This is a genomic window from Citrobacter sp. FDAARGOS_156 (assembly GCF_001559235.2).
In the GTDB taxonomy this organism is placed as follows: Bacteria; Pseudomonadota; Gammaproteobacteria; order Enterobacterales; family Enterobacteriaceae; genus Citrobacter; species Citrobacter youngae.
In genome coordinates, this window is record NZ_CP014030.2 from 197,407 (window position 1) to 213,144 (window position 15,738).

Genomic DNA, 15,738 nt, shown 5'->3' on the forward strand with positions numbered 1-15,738 from the left:
ACGCTCATAAACGAATATATTCACTGCACAACAGCCACTTCACCGGCTCATCCTCTTCAATCGCCGGGAAGCGACCGCCTGGTTCCAGAAAGTGGTTGTCATGCAGGTCGTCATTGACCATCGAGATTTCCCAGCCCAGCACGAACGCCTTCTCCGCCCAAAAGCGATGATACAAGCGCGGCGGCAGGCACACCCCCTGTCCCGGTTTCAATACCAGCGTCTCGCCAGCGTCAACGGTACGCCGCTGACCATCGACGCTAACTTCAACAATACGCCGTGCGTCATACCCGTCATCAGGCGTGGCCCATGCCAGCTGCATACATAAGTCACCCCCGCCGCGATTCACGATATCTTCCATTTTATGGCGATGAAAATGCCATGGCGTTTGCTGATCCTGCTGAATTTGCAGCATCTTTTCGGCGTACGGTTTGGGGTAATTAGCTGAGCCTGGCAGACCATTGCGCAACGTCAGTAACGTCAGTCCCGTTTGCGCAAAATCTCCACGCCCAAAGTCGGTAATATCCCAGCCCAGCTGGAGATCGCACACTTCACGCCACAGAGATTGATCCTGTTGTCGCCAGACGTCAGCCGTAAAATACGCAAAGTCAGGCAGACAAACCCTAAAAGTCTCGGCAATTGCATGCGCCTTATCAACGGCATAATTAATATGTGAACGCTTCATTCCACTTTTCCTTGTTGCGAAAGAGGCGGGTCGCCCCGCCTGCATGCCGTTAGTAAAGTGATGCTTTGCCGGTTGAGCCGAACAGTTTCATTTTGTGGCGGATCACGTCCCGCGCGGCGCTAATGGCTTCTGGGTAGATTACGTTCGGGTCCCACCAGGTTTCTTTCGCCAGGATTTCGCGGACTTTCTGGAAGTAGGCGTATTTCATATCGCTGGAAATGTTGATTTTGCCAACACCCAGCGTCACGGATTCGGCAATTTCCGCATCCGGGTTCGCGGAACCACCGTGCAGCACCAGCGGAATATCCACACGCCCGGCGATGTCGCGCAGGATGTTCATTTGCAGCTCTGGCTGCATCCCTTTCGGGTAGATCCCGTGCGCGGTTCCAATCGCCACCGCCAGCGTGTCTGCACCGGTTCGGGCGATAAAATCCTCTGCCTGAGCAGGATCGGTATAAGTAACCTTCGACACGCCGCCTTCCACTGACGTCCCGGTCTGACCAATCGTACCCAACTCCCCTTCCACAGAAACACCTACCGCATGCGCCAGCTTGACCACTTCGCGGGTCAGCGCCACGTTCTCTTCATACGGCAGCAGCGAGCCATCAATCATCACCGAGGTAAACCCACACTGAATCGCCCGCAGAACATGCTCAACCGAAGCGCCGTGGTCCAGATGCAGAGTAAACGGCACTGGGCTACGCATCGTGATATCACGGACGTAGCTAAAAAACGCATCGCCGACAAAATCATGTTCGCTGGGGTGAATGGAGATAATCGCCGGGGTGTTGGTCGCTTCCGCTTCTTCCACAACTGCACGTACAAAGCAGCTGTCTGCCACGTTGAATGCGCCGATGGCAAAACCGTGCTGACGGGTAGGTTGCAGTAATTCTTTCATCGAAACTAACATGTTAATTCTCCAGTTTCAGGGTGTAGAAAGCCCTGCCAGTGCGTCATCGCAGAGGCATAGAAGGCGTTACAGAAAATGAATCAGGCTTTGCCGATAGCGCCGCTGGCCTGCAGGTACGGAATAATGGCTTCCTCGCAGGCCTGCTCCATCAGGGTCAGGGCATCAACAAGTTCACCGGATGTGTCACGACACAGGGTATGCAGCAGCGCAGCCTTTCCGGCTTCGAAAACCGCTGCGCCAACGTTTATCTTGGCGACGCCAAACATCGGACAGCGCTGTAGCTGATCAAACGGCGTCCCGCTGCCGCCATGCAGCGCCAGAGGTACCGTTGATAACCGGGCAATTTCCTCCAGCCGCTGGAAATCAATGGCTGGCGTAACGCCCTGCGCGTACATGCCGTGCGCCGTACCCACCGACACCGCCAGCAAATCGATCCCGGTCTGTTGGATAAAGGGTTCCACATCGGCGGCCTGAGTCATCAAATCAGCGTTAGCGGCATGGTCATAGCGCGGAGCATCGGCCAGATGGCCCAGCTCGCCTTCCACGCACAGAGAAACGCTGGCTGCGAGCTCAACCACTGCACGGGTCTGGCGAATATTCTCCTCCAGCGCAAAGGCGGAGGCATCGATCATTAGCCCGCTGAATCCGGCGCGAAAAGCCTGACGAATGCGTACAGGATCCTTTCCATGATCCAGCGCCAGCGCGACCGGTACTGAGGCTTCCTCTGCCAGCGTTTTGACGACCGCAGCGGCTATCGGGGCCGGAAAATGCTCCAGATGCCCCTGATACAGATTCAGAATGATGGGCGCACGGTGTTTCTCTGCCACCCGAACCGCCGCGCGGGCGCTTTCCAGGTTCATACAGTTGATGGCCAGCAGCGCGTACTGCTCGCGCCAGGCTTTCGCCACCATGCTTTTCATATCGGCAAACATACGGCCTCCGGTTATTCCAGGGTGAAGGTGATCTCTTCGTCTTTCAGTTTTTGATCGCTGAGTTCATCAAACTCTTCGTCACGCTCGGTCACCGGTTTCTTCCACAGCGACAACATGACACCGCAAATCACCGTGCCGATCCCCAGCGCCAGGCAAAACAGCAGTGGATGCGTAAAGAGCGGAACCACAAACATGCCGCCGTGCGGTACCGGGCTTTCGACACCCCACACCATAATCAGGCCGCCCGCAATCGCCGAGGCCACCACGCAGGAGCCCACCACGCGCAACAGGTCGCGCGCTGCAATCGGAATGACCCCTTCGGTAATCATGCAGATCCCCATCGGGAATGCCGCTTTCAGCGCCTCGCGCTCCGCACGGGTGTATTTGTGACGCGTCAGCAGGAAAGAGAGCGTAATGCCGAACGGAGGGATCATCGAGCCAACAAACTTCACCGCTTCCGGACCGTACACACCGCTGACCAGCATGCCGTCAGCAAACAGCGACATGGTTTTATTCACCGGTCCGCCGAAGTCGAATGTCGCCATCGCACCGAGGATAGCGCCCATCAGGAAGCGTGACCCGCCCTGCATGGACTCCAGCAGATGAATTAACGCGTCCTGCAGCCAGGCTATCGGCTTGCCAATCAGCGTCATCATCAACAGGCCGCCAATGACGGTACTCAGTACCGGCAACACCATGATGGGCATCAGCCCCTGCATCGACTGTGGCAAACGGATATAGCGCTTAAGAAGCAGTACGGTATAACCGACCAGGAACCCGCCCAGCATCCCGCCGATAAAACCGGTATGAATTTCGCCGCAAACAAAGCCGACAATCAGGCCCGGCGCAAATCCGGGACGATCGGCAATGGAGTACGCAATCGCCGCACTAATCAGCGGTACGATTAACCCCATCCCCCAGCCGCCAATCTGGTTGAGCATCCAGGGTATGGTTCCTGTTTTTTCACCCACGTTAGTGCCGCCAAGTATTTGCCCGAGAGCAATACAGATCCCGGCGGCGACAATTAACGGGATCATCCACGAAATTCCCGTTAATAAATGTCTTTTTATTTCCTGAGATAGCGGAATTTTATTTTCACTCATGTGAAATCCCTCCAGAATGAGGATCGCTACTGGTTATTATTAACTAATGATTTTTCGACCTTTTCAAGAAACTGAATGGGCGATTTTATGACGATTTCGGTTTTCACTCGCACAATGCGTTTATTTGAAAATCGTTCCTCCCCTTTTATTTTGACATCGACAGCAAGAATTACGACATCAGCTGCAGAAATATCCTCTGTCAGCAGTTCGTTTTCCGTGCCGATAGTTCCCTGGGTTTCAACTCTTATATTATGACCAAGCGCTTTAGCACCTTTAATTAGCTTCTCACGAGCAATATAGGTGTGCGCAATACCCGCCGTACAGGCGGCAACACAAACAATATTCATAACATGCTCCACTTTTTATTTAGCAGACATTGGATTCAGCATATTGGCTAAAAAGCTCAATAATTTTCTGTGGACTGCTTTCGACTAACAGTTGTTCAATAATGTCGTCATCCGCCAACGCGCCGGCAACCTGCGAAAGCAGACGAATATGTGTAGTGTTTTGATCTTCAAGACGTACGGCAAACAGAATAATGCAGCGCACGTTGCTGCCATCCAGGGTTTCCCAGGGAATGTCCTGCCGGGTACGCCCAATTGCCAGCGTGGTATTGACCACCGCCGAGGATTTCCCGTGCGGGATCGCAATATGATTTTCGAAGCCGGTCGAGCCTTCTGATTCACGCTGCCAGACATCCTGAATAAACGTTTCCCGACAGCTAATTGCCCCATCTTTTTGCAGAATATCCGTCAGTTCCTCAATAGCCTCCGTTTTGTTTGTGGCCTTCATATCCAAAATAACGCGATTTGTATTGAGTATTTTCGTGATGTCCATCAATCATACCTCATGGAGTTCAGACATTAATTTTCGACGACCAGCGACGTCGCCCGATGTAATTTTTCCGTAATAACCGTTTCTGTTACCCGCTTAATATCTGCATCATTGAAAAAGGCGGTGACATACACGACCGGCATAGCAACGGCAGGTAAATTTATCGTCGATACCACCAGTTCAATATCGTCCGTCAGTACGGAGGGCAGGCTGCCTGCCGATACCACGCCGACGATAGTCCAGTCCGGAAAGGCGCGCAGAATACGGCTTTTGAGTAAGTGAGAGGTGCCAATACCGGTTGAGCAGACCAGCAGCACGCGCTTACGCGCTATCTGCCGCTCCATTGCGGCCTGAAAATGCACGGTTAAATATCCCACCTCATCTTCCGACACGGACTGCTCGCCCCAACCGCTAAACACCCGATTCACCGCGCACTGGGTCAGACGCCACACGTCCTGCAACTCGCCTTTAATATCCTCCAGCAGCGGATTACGAATGCGGATCTGGTAGTTCAGGCGGTTAATCAGCGGCTTAATGTGGATCAGCAATCCGTCATACAGTGCAGTATCCTGGCTAAGATCGCTGTCGACCATCTCGGCAAAGGAGGCAATCAACCGATGGGTAATCAAACGCGCTTCGTCGCTGGAATGCATATGGCCAATCACGCTCACGTCGTTATGCTCTTCAATTACCACGCCGGAGGAGATAATGTATTGATATATAAACCAGACTTCGTCTTCCGGTAGCGGGTGGGCAATGCGTTTTTCAATATGTTGAATCATCCGGCTGGCAATGGAAAAAATATTCTCGTCACATGAGGTGATATTTTCATCTTTTCTCGGCAGCGCATTGCCCCGCGTGATGCGGTACATCATGATCAAAATATGGGTAAAGATATTGACGTAATAAGGCTCGCCCAAAGACCAGCACAGGTCGTTCTCCATTTCCTGCAATAACGTCTGGACAAATAAAACATCTTCTTCGCCAAAGTAATGCACTAAGGCTTTATAACTGCCCGGGTCAAGGCGTGAATAAACCACGTTACCAGGTTCATTATGGTTAATCACGCCGTTAATCAGCGACGCCATCGCCTGGCGTACACCGCTCTCGCTGCCTTCGATATGCGTGCCGCTCTGACTGCGAATCAACGACAGGCCCAGAGGGGTAATCCAGGATTCAATTACTTTCAGATCGTTAACAATCGATGCGCTACTAATGAAATAACGTTCGGATAATTTACTGATCGACGTTTCATGCGGCGTTTCGCTTAATAATTGTGAGGCTATCTTGACTCGCCGTGAATTATTCATCATGCCGTCAGTATCATCACCCTCCGATCCTAATAACTGGTCCATATATAAAAGGTCGGTAATATTATCGGAACTTAATATCACCCCAGCACCAGCACGTTTATCGATGGTTATTTTCCATTCTGATAACCATGGTTCCAGTAAGCGCAGATCGCGCTGCACAGTTTTCTCTGAAACAGATAAATACTCGGCAATTTTCAGCAGCGTGATATATTCCTTCTTAGACAGAAGAAACTTTAATAATCTGTTTTGTCGCGAGGTAATCATTTGCATTATTTACCCTTATTACATACCAGATTAAATATCTATACCCGTCATACTTCAAGCTGCATGTGCGTTGACTTTCCTCGCTCACCCCAGTCACGTACTTATGTACGCTCAGGGGATTCGCTGCGTCGCCGCCTTCCTGCAACTCGAATTATTTAGGTTATAAAGAAGCATTTATGCTCCACGTGTAATCCGTGATGATAAATATAAGAGGACTACGATGCGCCAACAATACTAAATCGTGTCCAGTAATCCGGACAGAAATAAGACAAAAAGAGGAAATAGTGAGATATTTACGGCGCAGATCACATTTTTCGCGGGAATCAGAGTGATACCGCTCGCAAATATGCAGAGATAAAAATTTAATTCAGGATGTTTTGGATTTTCAGATCAGGAATGCTGCTCGCAGCGTGGGCCGGATAAAACGCATCCGGCACCACGTCGACACATGCTTACAAGGTAATCGTCAGCTCACTGCCCTGTGGAGTAATAACTACACCCAGCTCGCTGCCCATATGCGACCCGCATTTAATGCCGCCAATTTTCTGAATATTTCGCAGGCACAGCGTCCAGTTACGTGCCTCACCGTTCCCTTTCACAGTGATGGTATTACCTACACGCGTCGCCTTCAGCGTGAAGATAACCGAGCCGTCCATCGCAGGCACTTCACACACCGCTTCCCGGCCCTCCTGCAGATGGAACAGCTGGAACGCGGTGCCTTCGTGCCAGGCGTAGTCCGGCTTCTGGTTATTGCTGCCCAGCGCCAGCAGGGTGTTCTCACGCACGTAGACTGGCAGGCTCAGGAAGTCATGCTGCTGCTTATGCCAGCGGCTGCCAGACACCTCGTCGTTACGCCACAGATGCGTCCAGCGTCCTTCCGGCAGGTAGAACTGCACATCACCCGCCTCGCTAAACACCGGCGCAACCATCACGCTATCGCCCAGCATGTACTGGCGGTCGAGGTAATCACATGCCGGATCGTCCGGGAACTCCAGCATCATTGCGCGCATCATCGGCGTGCCTTGCTCATTGGCGCGCGCCGCTTCGCGATACAGATACGGCATCATGCGGCATTTCTGCTCGGTGAAATAGCGCACCACATCGCAGGATTCGTCATCGTACGCCCACGGCACACGGTAGGATTTGCTCCCGTGCAGACGACTATGGCTGGAGAGCAGCCCGAACGCACACCAGCGCTTGTAGACGTGCGCCGGGGCGGTATTCTCAAAGCCGCCAATATCGTGACTCCAGAAGCCAAATCCGGACAGACCAATGGACAACCCGCCGCGCAGGCTTTCGGCCATCGATTCATAGTTGGCATAGCAGTCGCCGCCCCAGTGCACCGGAAACTGCTGCGCGCCGACCGAAGCTGAACGCGCAAACAGGACCGCCTCTTCTTCACCGACAGTCTTTTTCAGCACGTTCCATACCAGTTCGTTGTAGATGTACGCATAATGGTTGTGCATTTTCTGCGGATCGGCACCGTCAAACCACTGAACGTCAGTAGGAATGCGTTCACCAAAGTCGGTTTTGAAGCAGTCAACGCCGATATCCACCAGACCTTTCAACTTGTTGGCATACCACTCACAGGCTTGCGGATTAGTGAAGTCATAAATCGCCAGGCCCGGCTGCCATTTATCCCATTGCCACAGGGAACCATCCGGCCGCTTGAGCAGATATCCCTTCTCTTTCAGCTCGTTGAAAATCGGTGATTTTTGCCCGATATACGGGTTGATCCACACGCAAACCTTCAGCCCTTTCTCTTTCAGGCGACGGATCATGCCTTCCGGGTCCGGGAAGGTCACCGGATCCCACTCAAAGTCGCACCACTGGAAGGCTTTCATCCAGAAGCAGTCAAAGTGAAAAACGTGCAGCGGCAGATTGCGCTCGGCCATCCCGTCGATAAAGCTGTTGACCGTCGCTTCGTCGTAATTGGTGGTGAACGACGTGGTCAGCCACAGGCCGAACGACCAGGCAGGCGGCAGCGCGGGACGGCCAGTGAATTGGGTATAACGGTTCAACACGTCCTTCGGCGTTGGGCCGTCGATGACGAAATATTCCAGATACTCGCTTTCCACGCTGAACTGCACTTTCGACACTTTCTCAGAGCCGATTTCAAACGACACGCACTGCGGATGGTTCACCAGTACGCCGTAGCCGCGGTTAGTGATATAGAACGGGATGTTCTTGTAAGATTGCTCGGTACTGGTGCCGCCGTCGCGGTTCCAGGTTTCTACCGTTTGCCCGTTACGCACCAGTGCGGTAAAGCGTTCGCCCAGACCATATACCGTTTCCCCGACACCGAGATCCAGGCGCTCAAACATATAGTTACGCCCGCTGTGAGTATCCTGCACGTAGCCGTTGTTTTTCAGCTGACTGCCGGTAATACGTTCGCCGTTACGCAGGAAGTCCAGCGACCAGAACTCACCTTTGGTAACGCGCACGCTCAAGTTACCGCTCTTCAGTTCGGCAAATTCAGCGGTGTTGCGCATCTCGACCTTCACATCCTGCAGCACATTTAGCGGGTAATGCGGACCGGTATCCAACGCCCCCTGGAAGTGCTCCATACGCACCCCCACCACGCCCTCCTGCGGCGAGAAGAAGCGCAGGGTAAACAATGGGGTATCCAGTTGCCAGGTACGTTCGCGCACATCGCGCGGCGCAACGTAGACAATCATCTCGTTACCCTGCTGTTCGACCTCGAATACCTGAATCGGGTTAATCACGTTCAGACCGGGCTGAATCAGCCAGTTTCCATCGCTAATTTTCATTGTCGGTTCCTTAGTTCTGTAATTCTTTCGTCGTAAAATCCTGCTGATTGCGGCGCGCCCCCTGAGCCAGTTGGCTCATGATTTCAGTCAGATACGGGGTTTTCAGGGTATAGAAGCGTTTGGCAATCACGGCACTCAGCAGGTAGCAAATAGCCGGAACAATGGTGAACAGCCCGATGATGATGCTAATGGTGGCGCTGTTTTGGGTTTTCGCTGCGGCGTCGTATCCCCCGCCCGCCAGCATCCAGCCGATCATCGCCCCGCCAAGCGCCAGACCCAGCTTGAGTACGAACAGCGTGCCCGCAAAGCTGATCCCCGTCAGACGCTTTCCGTTGCACCACTCGCCGTAATCAACGGTGTCGGACATCATGACCCACTGAATTGGCGTCACGAGCTGATGCAGTACGCCAATCACAAAGATAAAGCCGAACATGGTGATGCTGGCGTGCATTGGCACAAAGAACATCGCCAGACTGACGACCGCCAGCGCGGCGTTGGTCCACCAGAAGACGCTGACTTTGCATTTCCAGTCGGTGAGCGGCTTCGCCAGCGCAGAGCCGATAAGATTGCCGACGCAATAGGTGGTGAGGAAGGCGACAAACACTTCCGGGGTACCCAAAATCCAGGTGACGTAATACATCATCGCCCCGCCGCGAACGCAGACGGCCAGGATGTTGAGGATGGTCAGCATGCCGACGATGCGCCATTGGTCGTTCTGCCAGATGTCGCGCAGGTCTTCACGCATCGAGGTGGTGCTCGGCGGCGCTTCCACGCGTTCTTTGGTGGTGAAAAAGCAAAATGCCAGCATCAGGAAGGCCACAACCGAGAGCACGGCAATCCCGCCCTGAAAGCCGAACGCTTTATCCTCGCCGCCAATCAGATTCACCAGCGGCATCATCAACACGGTGGAGAGCATGCCGCCCGCCGTCGCCAGCACAAAGCGCCATGATTGCAGGGAGATACGCTGCGTGGGGTCATTGGTGATGACACCGCCCAGTGCGCAGTAGGGAATATTCACCACGGTATAAAGCAGGGTCAGCAGCGTGTAGGTGATGGCGGCATAAATCATTTTGCCATGCAGGCTGAGATCCGGCGTGCTGTAGGCGAGCACACAGACCAGACCAAACGGCAGCGCGCCAAACAGCACCCACGGGCGGAATTTCCCCCAGCGCGAGCGGGTGCGGTCGGCAAGCAGCCCCATACAAGGGTCTGAGATGGCATCCAGCGCACGCGCCAGTAAGAACATGGTGCCGACAAATCCGGCTGGAATACCAAAAATATCGGTATAAAAGAACATCATATATAACATAACGTTATCGAAGATAATGTGGCTGGCAGCATCGCCCATTCCGTAGCCAATCTTCTCTTTAACAGACAGAATCTCACTTTTCATTACGCATCCTTGTTAGCACTTTCACACGCACTGATACCGGTTACAGTTCTTGTAAACCATCCCTGTGAGCGCGGGTATTCCGATATCTCGTTATCAAATTACGATTCTTGTTTTCTGTGATCGGGGTAGCGTCGAAAAATGTGATGAAATGTAACTACCGGATTTATTGAGGATTTATATGAAACCGATCATGGCAAGACAAAAGGGAAGTTAAAAAAGTGAGTGGGGGGGTGTGGAAACGTCTGGAAGTAGCTATAATGCGCCCCGCCTCCATGTAGCAATCGAGGCGCGGAAGATCGTCATCTCCGGTGAGGTGGCTGGACTTCAAATCCAGTTGGGGACGCCAGCGTTCCCGGGCAGGTTCGACTCCTGTGATCTTCCGCCAAAATGCCTCACTCTTTTTAGAAATCTTTTTTACCTTGCTGATAAAAAAAGGAAGAGATTTCTCTCCTCCCTTTCTCATTACTTTAATGTGGCAATGAACGCCAATGCGCACACACATGTTCAAAACGACCTAAACGAAAACGGACGTAAGCGCAAACACGAACAATCTTTGAACGATTCATCAAAATCTCCCAAGTATGTTAGGGAGGGATCTCTGGATAAAATGGTACTAAAAGAGTATAATTTTTTAGCTTTAGAATTATGCTCCGGGATGGAGACCTCCCGTATAGCATCCTCACTAAGGTGTTCCACCACCTTTAGTGACTAGCACCACAAGTAGCTGTTATCGTTCCACCGGTAACGGCTATTTTTCTTTTCGGACTCCTTTAAACGGGGTTTTGTCTGCCTTCACATCCATAAAACGCCCAGTTTCTGTATCACGCTTGACCCAATGACCGCTTGGAGTTTGACACTGGCTACGCTCACGTACAGCTCCGATTCGCTTGCCATCACCGTATGGTTTGTTAACTGCCATTTTCATTTCCTCAAAATACTGACTATTTGCCAGCTTTTAGGATTATACCTTGGATCGTCGAAGGATCAAGTAGAAGCAAGATCATTTTGATCGCACCTATAGCCTCAATCTGATCTTTGCTCTATCATAGACACCATATGTAGTAGATTGCTAGCATAACACGTTCTACGGAGGGTAACATGAATCCGATATCAACTTTCACACCGCACGATAGTGACCGACTGAGATACATTGAATTTTCCTTAATATATAAAGGAGAGGTGTCTCGCTCTTCATTAATGGAGGCCTTTAATATAAAAGAAGCATCAGCCACAAGAGATATTAATAAATATAATGAGATTACTGAAGGTAAAAATAGTTACTTCGATTCAAAAACAAAAAAACATATTATAAATGATGAGATTTTTTCTCCATATTATAATTTAAGCGATATTGATGTCCTTTGCTGGATAAAATCTGAAAAAATAGAAAAAACAGATATTAACTATGTTTATAGATGTCAGCGTCTTAATATACCTAGTAAAGAAGCATTTTCTCCAATAACTAGAGCTATTACACAAAAAAAGAAAGTAGAAATTGAGTATCTTTCTGTTACGAGTGGAAAATCAAAAAGGATTATTACTCCCCATAGTCTATTCGATGATGGCTTAAAAATATATGTGCGCGCTTATGATAGTAAATATAAGAAGTTCATTAGTCTCTCCCCATCTCGAATAACTAAAGCTAACTTATTGAATGTTATAGCTGAAAAAGGAGAGAGTATAAGTGATGATATTGAGTGGAATAATATTCTTGAATTAGAAATAGTTCCACACCCAAGAATAAAGTTCAAAGATACTATCGAATATGAATACAGAATGATTAGGGGCTCTTTAATTGTGAAAGTACGCGAAGCGACGGCAGGTTTCTATCTAAGAGCATGGAACGTTGACTGTTCTTTTGATGCAATATTAAATTCTGAGATCTACCAATTACATCTAAAAAATCATGCTCAATATGCTAAAAAAGATTTCATGTTTCTGGCTCCTACAGAATGAATTAGATTTTTACTAGCCTAAAGGTTTTATGCCTTTCGCACGCAAAGCCTCCCTCGCCAGTTCTTTCAACCAACTGGCGAGACTTACCCCTTCTTCAGCAGCTACTGCATCCAACTGCTCCTTCAATGCCGGATCAATACGCATTTTGAACTGCGGTGACTGACCACCGCCTTTTGGTTTTTTTTCGCGCGATATGATTGACATGGGGCCACCTATCCAATTACTCTTACCATATAGGAGGCCACCTAAAAGCCTTCTACACTAGCAACGCCCCGTTGTGCGGGAACACAGCCGGAGCGTCTAACCTCACCAACTATCAAGGAGTTGATTATGGCTGATTCGCATTCTACCCCAGACACCGACCAATCTGGAACCGAGCGTTCGGTAATTGTGGGATATCGCCCGAATGTTTTCGACAAATCCACACCCAAAATTATTCTTTCCGGCAAGTGGCTACGCGAAGCGGGGTTTGATACCGGGCAACAGATTAGCGTAAAAGTGATGAACGGTTGTATCGTCCTGATGGTCTACGGCGAGCAGGAACAACGGCTGCAGGATGAGCTGAAAGAGGCAAATCAGAAGCTGAACAGAATTGAGAACACGCTGGCAACTCTCCAGTGAAGTGCGGCTGAACCTGTAAGCGTTAATTACAGATTTACCAGATGCCGGATGGCGCTAACGCTTATCCGGCCTACAATTCCCCCAAAAAATAAAGCCGCCGATCGGTTAATCAGCGGCTTTTACATTACTGCATTACATCAGAAGTTATATTTCACGCCGAGCATACCGCGGGTATCGCTGTAGCCTTTGTCGCCGATCTGTTGGGCCACGTTGCTCCACACGTTGAGGCGCGGGGTGATTTGCCCTTCTACGCCGACTTTCAGCTCGCCGATGTTCTTCGTGCCGCGCATGTCGTTGCTCACATCATCCATCTTCACGCTGGTCGTCTGCGTGTTGTGGATCCAGTTGGCTTCGACAAACGGCTGGAACTCGCGTGATTTACCGTCGTCGATGGCGTTGTGACCGTTGATAAAGGCCTTCATACCCAGACGGGTCATCAGGTTGCCATCGGTGTTATCTTTCACGCGGGTACCGTTCGCTTCGCGGTGGCTGTCGGCCTGCACGTCCATCCATACCACCTGCGCTTTCGGTTGCAGCCAGTAGCTGTTGCGCTCGTTTTCACCCAGTTTGAAGCTATAACCCGCTTCGACCGAAGCGGTTATCCCGCTGGATTTATATTTCTCTGTCGCCTGCTCCTGGCCCATCACCTTGTTATCAAACCAGTTGTACAGCATCCAGGTGTCTACGTAGGTGCCGGTCTTGTCGGCGTCATTGGCATACCATGTGCCATACAGCCCCACGCTGTAACCGGTGACCTGACCACGTGAATGGTAGCCAGTCAGGCTGGACTGCGTGCGGTTCTGGCTGTTGGCGTAACCTGCCATTGCGCCGATGTGCCAACGGTCGAGACCGTCGCTACTCCACTGCGCCAGGTCGCCACCTAACTGCAATACATAGCTGTTGCTTTGGGTTTTTAACTGCCCGCTACCGTCTTTGAAGCGGGTATGCGCCCCAACGTTACGCATCCACATGCTGGTAACTTTCTTCTCGCCTGTCAGCATATCGACGTACTGCGTTTCACCCAGACGATCGTGCAGTCGGGTCATAAACAGCGTGTTAGCGGCGTAGTTGTTCGCCAGATAACTGCCTGCTTCCGGGCGGTATTGCTGCTCGGTGACCGGAGGTGCGACAGGTATTTCCGGCTCAGGGATTATCGGATCGACCGGGTCTGGATCGACAGGACCTGGGTCAATAGGGTCAACCGGATCCGGGTCAACAGGGTCTGGGTCGATGGGATCTACCGGGTCCGGGTCTTCCGGATCCGGCGGAGCAGGAATAAAGCTGGTCAGATACCAGTTACTACCTTTCTGCACCACGTTATAGTCGTACGCACCGGCAACAATACGACCCGCTTTCTCAAACGTACCGTCAGAATTACCGGCCACTTCGATAATCTCAATACCTTCAATGGTCTGCGCCCCGCTTCCGCCAATGTTGTTCACCGCCACAAACGCGTTACCGGCGGTATTGCCGAGCACCTTCAGCTTGTCGGTTTCGGAGGCATCGTCATTCAGGACGGTATTGAAAACCAGTTTGCCGCCGTTGCCGGTGAAATCTTCATTAATGGTAAGCGTCTGCCACGGTTCGCCGTCAGCATGGCCAAAGTTCACCACGGACCCGCCGTTCAGCGTCAGGTCAGTAAGCGTTGAGCTGTTGGTCATGTTCCAGGTCGCATCGCTCATTTGCAGCGAGATAACACCCGTTCCGGCCGTGACGCTGGTGATGTATGACGCCCCACTCCACAACGAGTTGTCGGTCATATTGAGCGTAATGGTACTGTTTTGCTGTGGCAGGCTGCTGTTCGCGGCAGTCGCGCCGGCGGCGTGAAGATCGCCGTCGATAAGGAAGCGCCCACCTGCGGAGCCGTCTACGGAGCCACCCGTTTCGGTGCTGATGGCATAACTTTCATTGCTGTGATTGCCCGCCATGGTAATGGCAGCGCCGCCCGCCAGGTTTATCGCACCGCGTGAAGCCGCATACAGGCCGCGTGGCGCTTTGCTGTATGACGCCGCTTTGGCCGAATTGTTTACGTTGATCGTCGCGTTTTCGCCGAGATTCACGGTCGCATTGGTGGAATAAACCGCATGCGCGCTAACGCCGTTGACCGTAATCGTGGCATTGTTGCCCAGTTCCGTTTTGGAAGATGAGGCGGCATAGATCCCTGTTGAGGAAGCACCCGACGTCTCGATAGTGGCACCATCACCAAGGCGGATCGAGGAGCCGCTCTGCCCGGTGCGAAGACCTTCTGAACTGTCACCTATCGTCACAATGTGTGCCCGGTCGCCGACGACAATCGTATTTTTGGCCTGCGTTTCGTCTCTCATCGCGTTTGCAGTGATACCGCGCCCCTGATAACCGGTGGTTTGAATATACAGATCGTCGCCAACGTAAATGTTGGCCGAACCTTTCCAACCCTGCCCCTGATTATAGGCACTGTAACCGGCGTTTATACCGTCGCCATCCTGACCGTCCACATAAATGCTGGTGCGATCTCCGGTGATGATAAAGACCGGGTTATCCGGTGAATTGACCCCGTGTGTGCGGATACCATCAACATCCTTACCATTATTAGCGGCATTCTTCGACTGTGTGCGGATCGTCAGGTCGTCACCGAAAATAACGCCCGGGCTACCCGTCGCGCTGTTCTGAATAACGGTAATGGTGTGTTCGAAGGCTTCTGCTCCTGGCCCATTCAGCGTTAATCCATGGCCAAAAACAGGAATGGTGCCGGCACTCCACTGATAAACATAATTTGGCGTAGCGCTGGTTTTAGCGAAACTGGCATTCGCCTGTGCAGGAAATAAAGCCTGCAACTCTGGCGAAAGACTGTTCACCAGTCCACTGGAAGGCAAACTGTCAATATCAATCCAGGCCGCGTGGGTTGAAAATACCATTGACGTTAGCGCGGTTGATACCGCTATAGCAATGCGTGAGTAATGCTTAGGTTTTTTCATAATAG

Annotated in this window: 14 protein-coding genes and 1 tRNA gene; 3 read left to right on the forward strand and 12 right to left on the reverse strand. The window is 51.6% G+C overall.

Going from position 1 to position 15,738, the window contains the following annotated elements; genetic code table 11:
- Window positions 1-4: 4 nt before the first annotated feature.
- The 9 genes from AL515_RS00980 to AL515_RS01020 form a co-directional block, all read right to left on the reverse strand.
- Window positions 5-682, reverse strand: coding sequence for a D-lyxose/D-mannose family sugar isomerase (locus tag AL515_RS00980; RefSeq protein ID WP_061066861.1), 678 nt, complete (start codon window positions 680-682; stop codon window positions 5-7).
- Window positions 683-731: 49 nt separating this feature from the next.
- Window positions 732-1,592, reverse strand: a complete 861-nt coding sequence (locus AL515_RS00985) for a ketose-bisphosphate aldolase (RefSeq protein WP_003827236.1) — start codon at window positions 1,590-1,592, stop codon at window positions 732-734.
- Between the two features lie 80 nt (window positions 1,593-1,672).
- Window positions 1,673-2,524, reverse strand: a complete 852-nt coding sequence (locus tag AL515_RS00990; protein ID WP_061066862.1) for a class II fructose-bisphosphate aldolase — start codon at window positions 2,522-2,524, stop codon at window positions 1,673-1,675.
- 11 nt (window positions 2,525-2,535) lie between these two features.
- A complete protein-coding gene (locus AL515_RS00995) occupies window positions 2,536-3,627 on the reverse strand; it encodes a PTS fructose transporter subunit IIC (RefSeq protein WP_003837581.1) in 1,092 nt (363 codons plus the stop codon).
- Window positions 3,628-3,653: 26 nt separating this feature from the next.
- Window positions 3,654-3,974: a PTS fructose transporter subunit IIB gene (locus AL515_RS01000; RefSeq protein WP_003844521.1), complete on the reverse strand. Its 321-nt coding sequence runs from the start codon at window positions 3,972-3,974 to the stop codon at window positions 3,654-3,656.
- A gap of 19 nt (window positions 3,975-3,993) precedes the next feature.
- On the reverse strand, window positions 3,994-4,464 hold the full coding sequence (locus AL515_RS01005) for a PTS sugar transporter subunit IIA (protein ID WP_003024008.1): 471 nt from the start codon (window positions 4,462-4,464) through the stop codon (window positions 3,994-3,996).
- A gap of 26 nt (window positions 4,465-4,490) precedes the next feature.
- Window positions 4,491-6,044 carry a BglG family transcription antiterminator gene (locus AL515_RS01010; RefSeq protein ID WP_061066863.1) on the reverse strand — a complete coding sequence of 518 codons (1,554 nt, stop codon included), beginning with the start codon at window positions 6,042-6,044 and terminating at the stop codon, window positions 4,491-4,493.
- A 446-nt stretch (window positions 6,045-6,490) separates the two neighbouring features.
- The gene (yicI, locus tag AL515_RS01015) at window positions 6,491-8,809 is read right to left on the reverse strand and encodes an alpha-xylosidase (protein WP_061066864.1); all 2,319 of its coding nucleotides are present in this window, start codon (window positions 8,807-8,809) and stop codon (window positions 6,491-6,493) included.
- A 10-nt stretch (window positions 8,810-8,819) separates the two neighbouring features.
- On the reverse strand, window positions 8,820-10,202 hold the full coding sequence (locus tag AL515_RS01020; protein ID WP_061066865.1) for a glycoside-pentoside-hexuronide family transporter: 1,383 nt from the start codon (window positions 10,200-10,202) through the stop codon (window positions 8,820-8,822).
- A 290-nt stretch (window positions 10,203-10,492) separates the two neighbouring features.
- On the opposite strand from AL515_RS01020, the gene AL515_RS01025 reads away from it, so the two are divergent.
- Window positions 10,493-10,587, forward strand: a tRNA-Sec gene (locus AL515_RS01025).
- 363 nt (window positions 10,588-10,950) lie between these two features.
- Here AL515_RS01025 and AL515_RS23590 read toward each other — a convergent pair.
- Window positions 10,951-11,121: a hypothetical protein gene (locus tag AL515_RS23590; protein ID WP_164725120.1), complete on the reverse strand. Its 171-nt coding sequence runs from the start codon at window positions 11,119-11,121 to the stop codon at window positions 10,951-10,953.
- A 179-nt stretch (window positions 11,122-11,300) separates the two neighbouring features.
- Between AL515_RS23590 and AL515_RS01030 the strand changes: the two genes are divergently transcribed.
- Window positions 11,301-12,158 (forward strand): WYL domain-containing protein, encoded by an 858-nt coding sequence (locus AL515_RS01030; protein ID WP_225807930.1) that lies wholly within the window; start codon window positions 11,301-11,303, stop codon window positions 12,156-12,158.
- Between the two features lie 12 nt (window positions 12,159-12,170).
- Here AL515_RS01030 and AL515_RS01035 read toward each other — a convergent pair whose 3' ends face one another.
- Window positions 12,171-12,362 (reverse strand): toxin-antitoxin system HicB family antitoxin, encoded by a 192-nt coding sequence (locus AL515_RS01035; protein WP_061066867.1) that lies wholly within the window; start codon window positions 12,360-12,362, stop codon window positions 12,171-12,173.
- Window positions 12,363-12,488: 126 nt separating this feature from the next.
- Here AL515_RS01035 and AL515_RS01040 point away from each other — a divergent pair, with 126 nt between their 5' ends.
- On the forward strand, window positions 12,489-12,779 hold the full coding sequence (locus AL515_RS01040; protein WP_048213738.1) for a SymE family type I addiction module toxin: 291 nt from the start codon (window positions 12,489-12,491) through the stop codon (window positions 12,777-12,779).
- A gap of 137 nt (window positions 12,780-12,916) precedes the next feature.
- Here AL515_RS01040 and misL read toward each other — a convergent pair whose 3' ends face one another.
- Window positions 12,917-15,733: an intestinal colonization autotransporter adhesin MisL gene (misL, locus tag AL515_RS01045; RefSeq protein WP_061066868.1), complete on the reverse strand. Its 2,817-nt coding sequence runs from the start codon at window positions 15,731-15,733 to the stop codon at window positions 12,917-12,919.
- Between the last annotated feature and the right edge of the window lie 5 nt (window positions 15,734-15,738).

Coding starts and splice junctions, on each gene's coding strand:
- AL515_RS00980 (WP_061066861.1), bottom strand. CDS start 682: ATGAAGCGTTCACATATTAATTATGCCGTTGATAAGGCGCATGCAATT.
- AL515_RS00985 (WP_003827236.1), bottom strand. CDS start 1,592: ATGTTAGTTTCGATGAAAGAATTACTGCAACCTACCCGTCAGCACGGT.
- AL515_RS00990 (WP_061066862.1), bottom strand. CDS start 2,524: ATGTTTGCCGATATGAAAAGCATGGTGGCGAAAGCCTGGCGCGAGCAG.
- AL515_RS00995 (WP_003837581.1), bottom strand. CDS start 3,627: ATGAGTGAAAATAAAATTCCGCTATCTCAGGAAATAAAAAGACATTTA.
- AL515_RS01000 (WP_003844521.1), bottom strand. CDS start 3,974: ATGAATATTGTTTGTGTTGCCGCCTGTACGGCGGGTATTGCGCACACC.
- AL515_RS01005 (WP_003024008.1), bottom strand. CDS start 4,464: ATGGACATCACGAAAATACTCAATACAAATCGCGTTATTTTGGATATG.
- AL515_RS01010 (WP_061066863.1), bottom strand. CDS start 6,044: ATGCAAATGATTACCTCGCGACAAAACAGATTATTAAAGTTTCTTCTG.
- yicI (WP_061066864.1), bottom strand. CDS start 8,809: ATGAAAATTAGCGATGGAAACTGGCTGATTCAGCCCGGTCTGAACGTG.
- AL515_RS01020 (WP_061066865.1), bottom strand. CDS start 10,202: ATGAAAAGTGAGATTCTGTCTGTTAAAGAGAAGATTGGCTACGGAATG.
- AL515_RS23590 (WP_164725120.1), bottom strand. CDS start 11,121: ATGGCAGTTAACAAACCATACGGTGATGGCAAGCGAATCGGAGCTGTA.
- AL515_RS01030 (WP_225807930.1), top strand. CDS start 11,301: ATGAATCCGATATCAACTTTCACACCGCACGATAGTGACCGACTGAGA.
- AL515_RS01035 (WP_061066867.1), bottom strand. CDS start 12,362: ATGTCAATCATATCGCGCGAAAAAAAACCAAAAGGCGGTGGTCAGTCA.
- AL515_RS01040 (WP_048213738.1), top strand. CDS start 12,489: ATGGCTGATTCGCATTCTACCCCAGACACCGACCAATCTGGAACCGAG.
- misL (WP_061066868.1), bottom strand. CDS start 15,733: ATGAAAAAACCTAAGCATTACTCACGCATTGCTATAGCGGTATCAACC.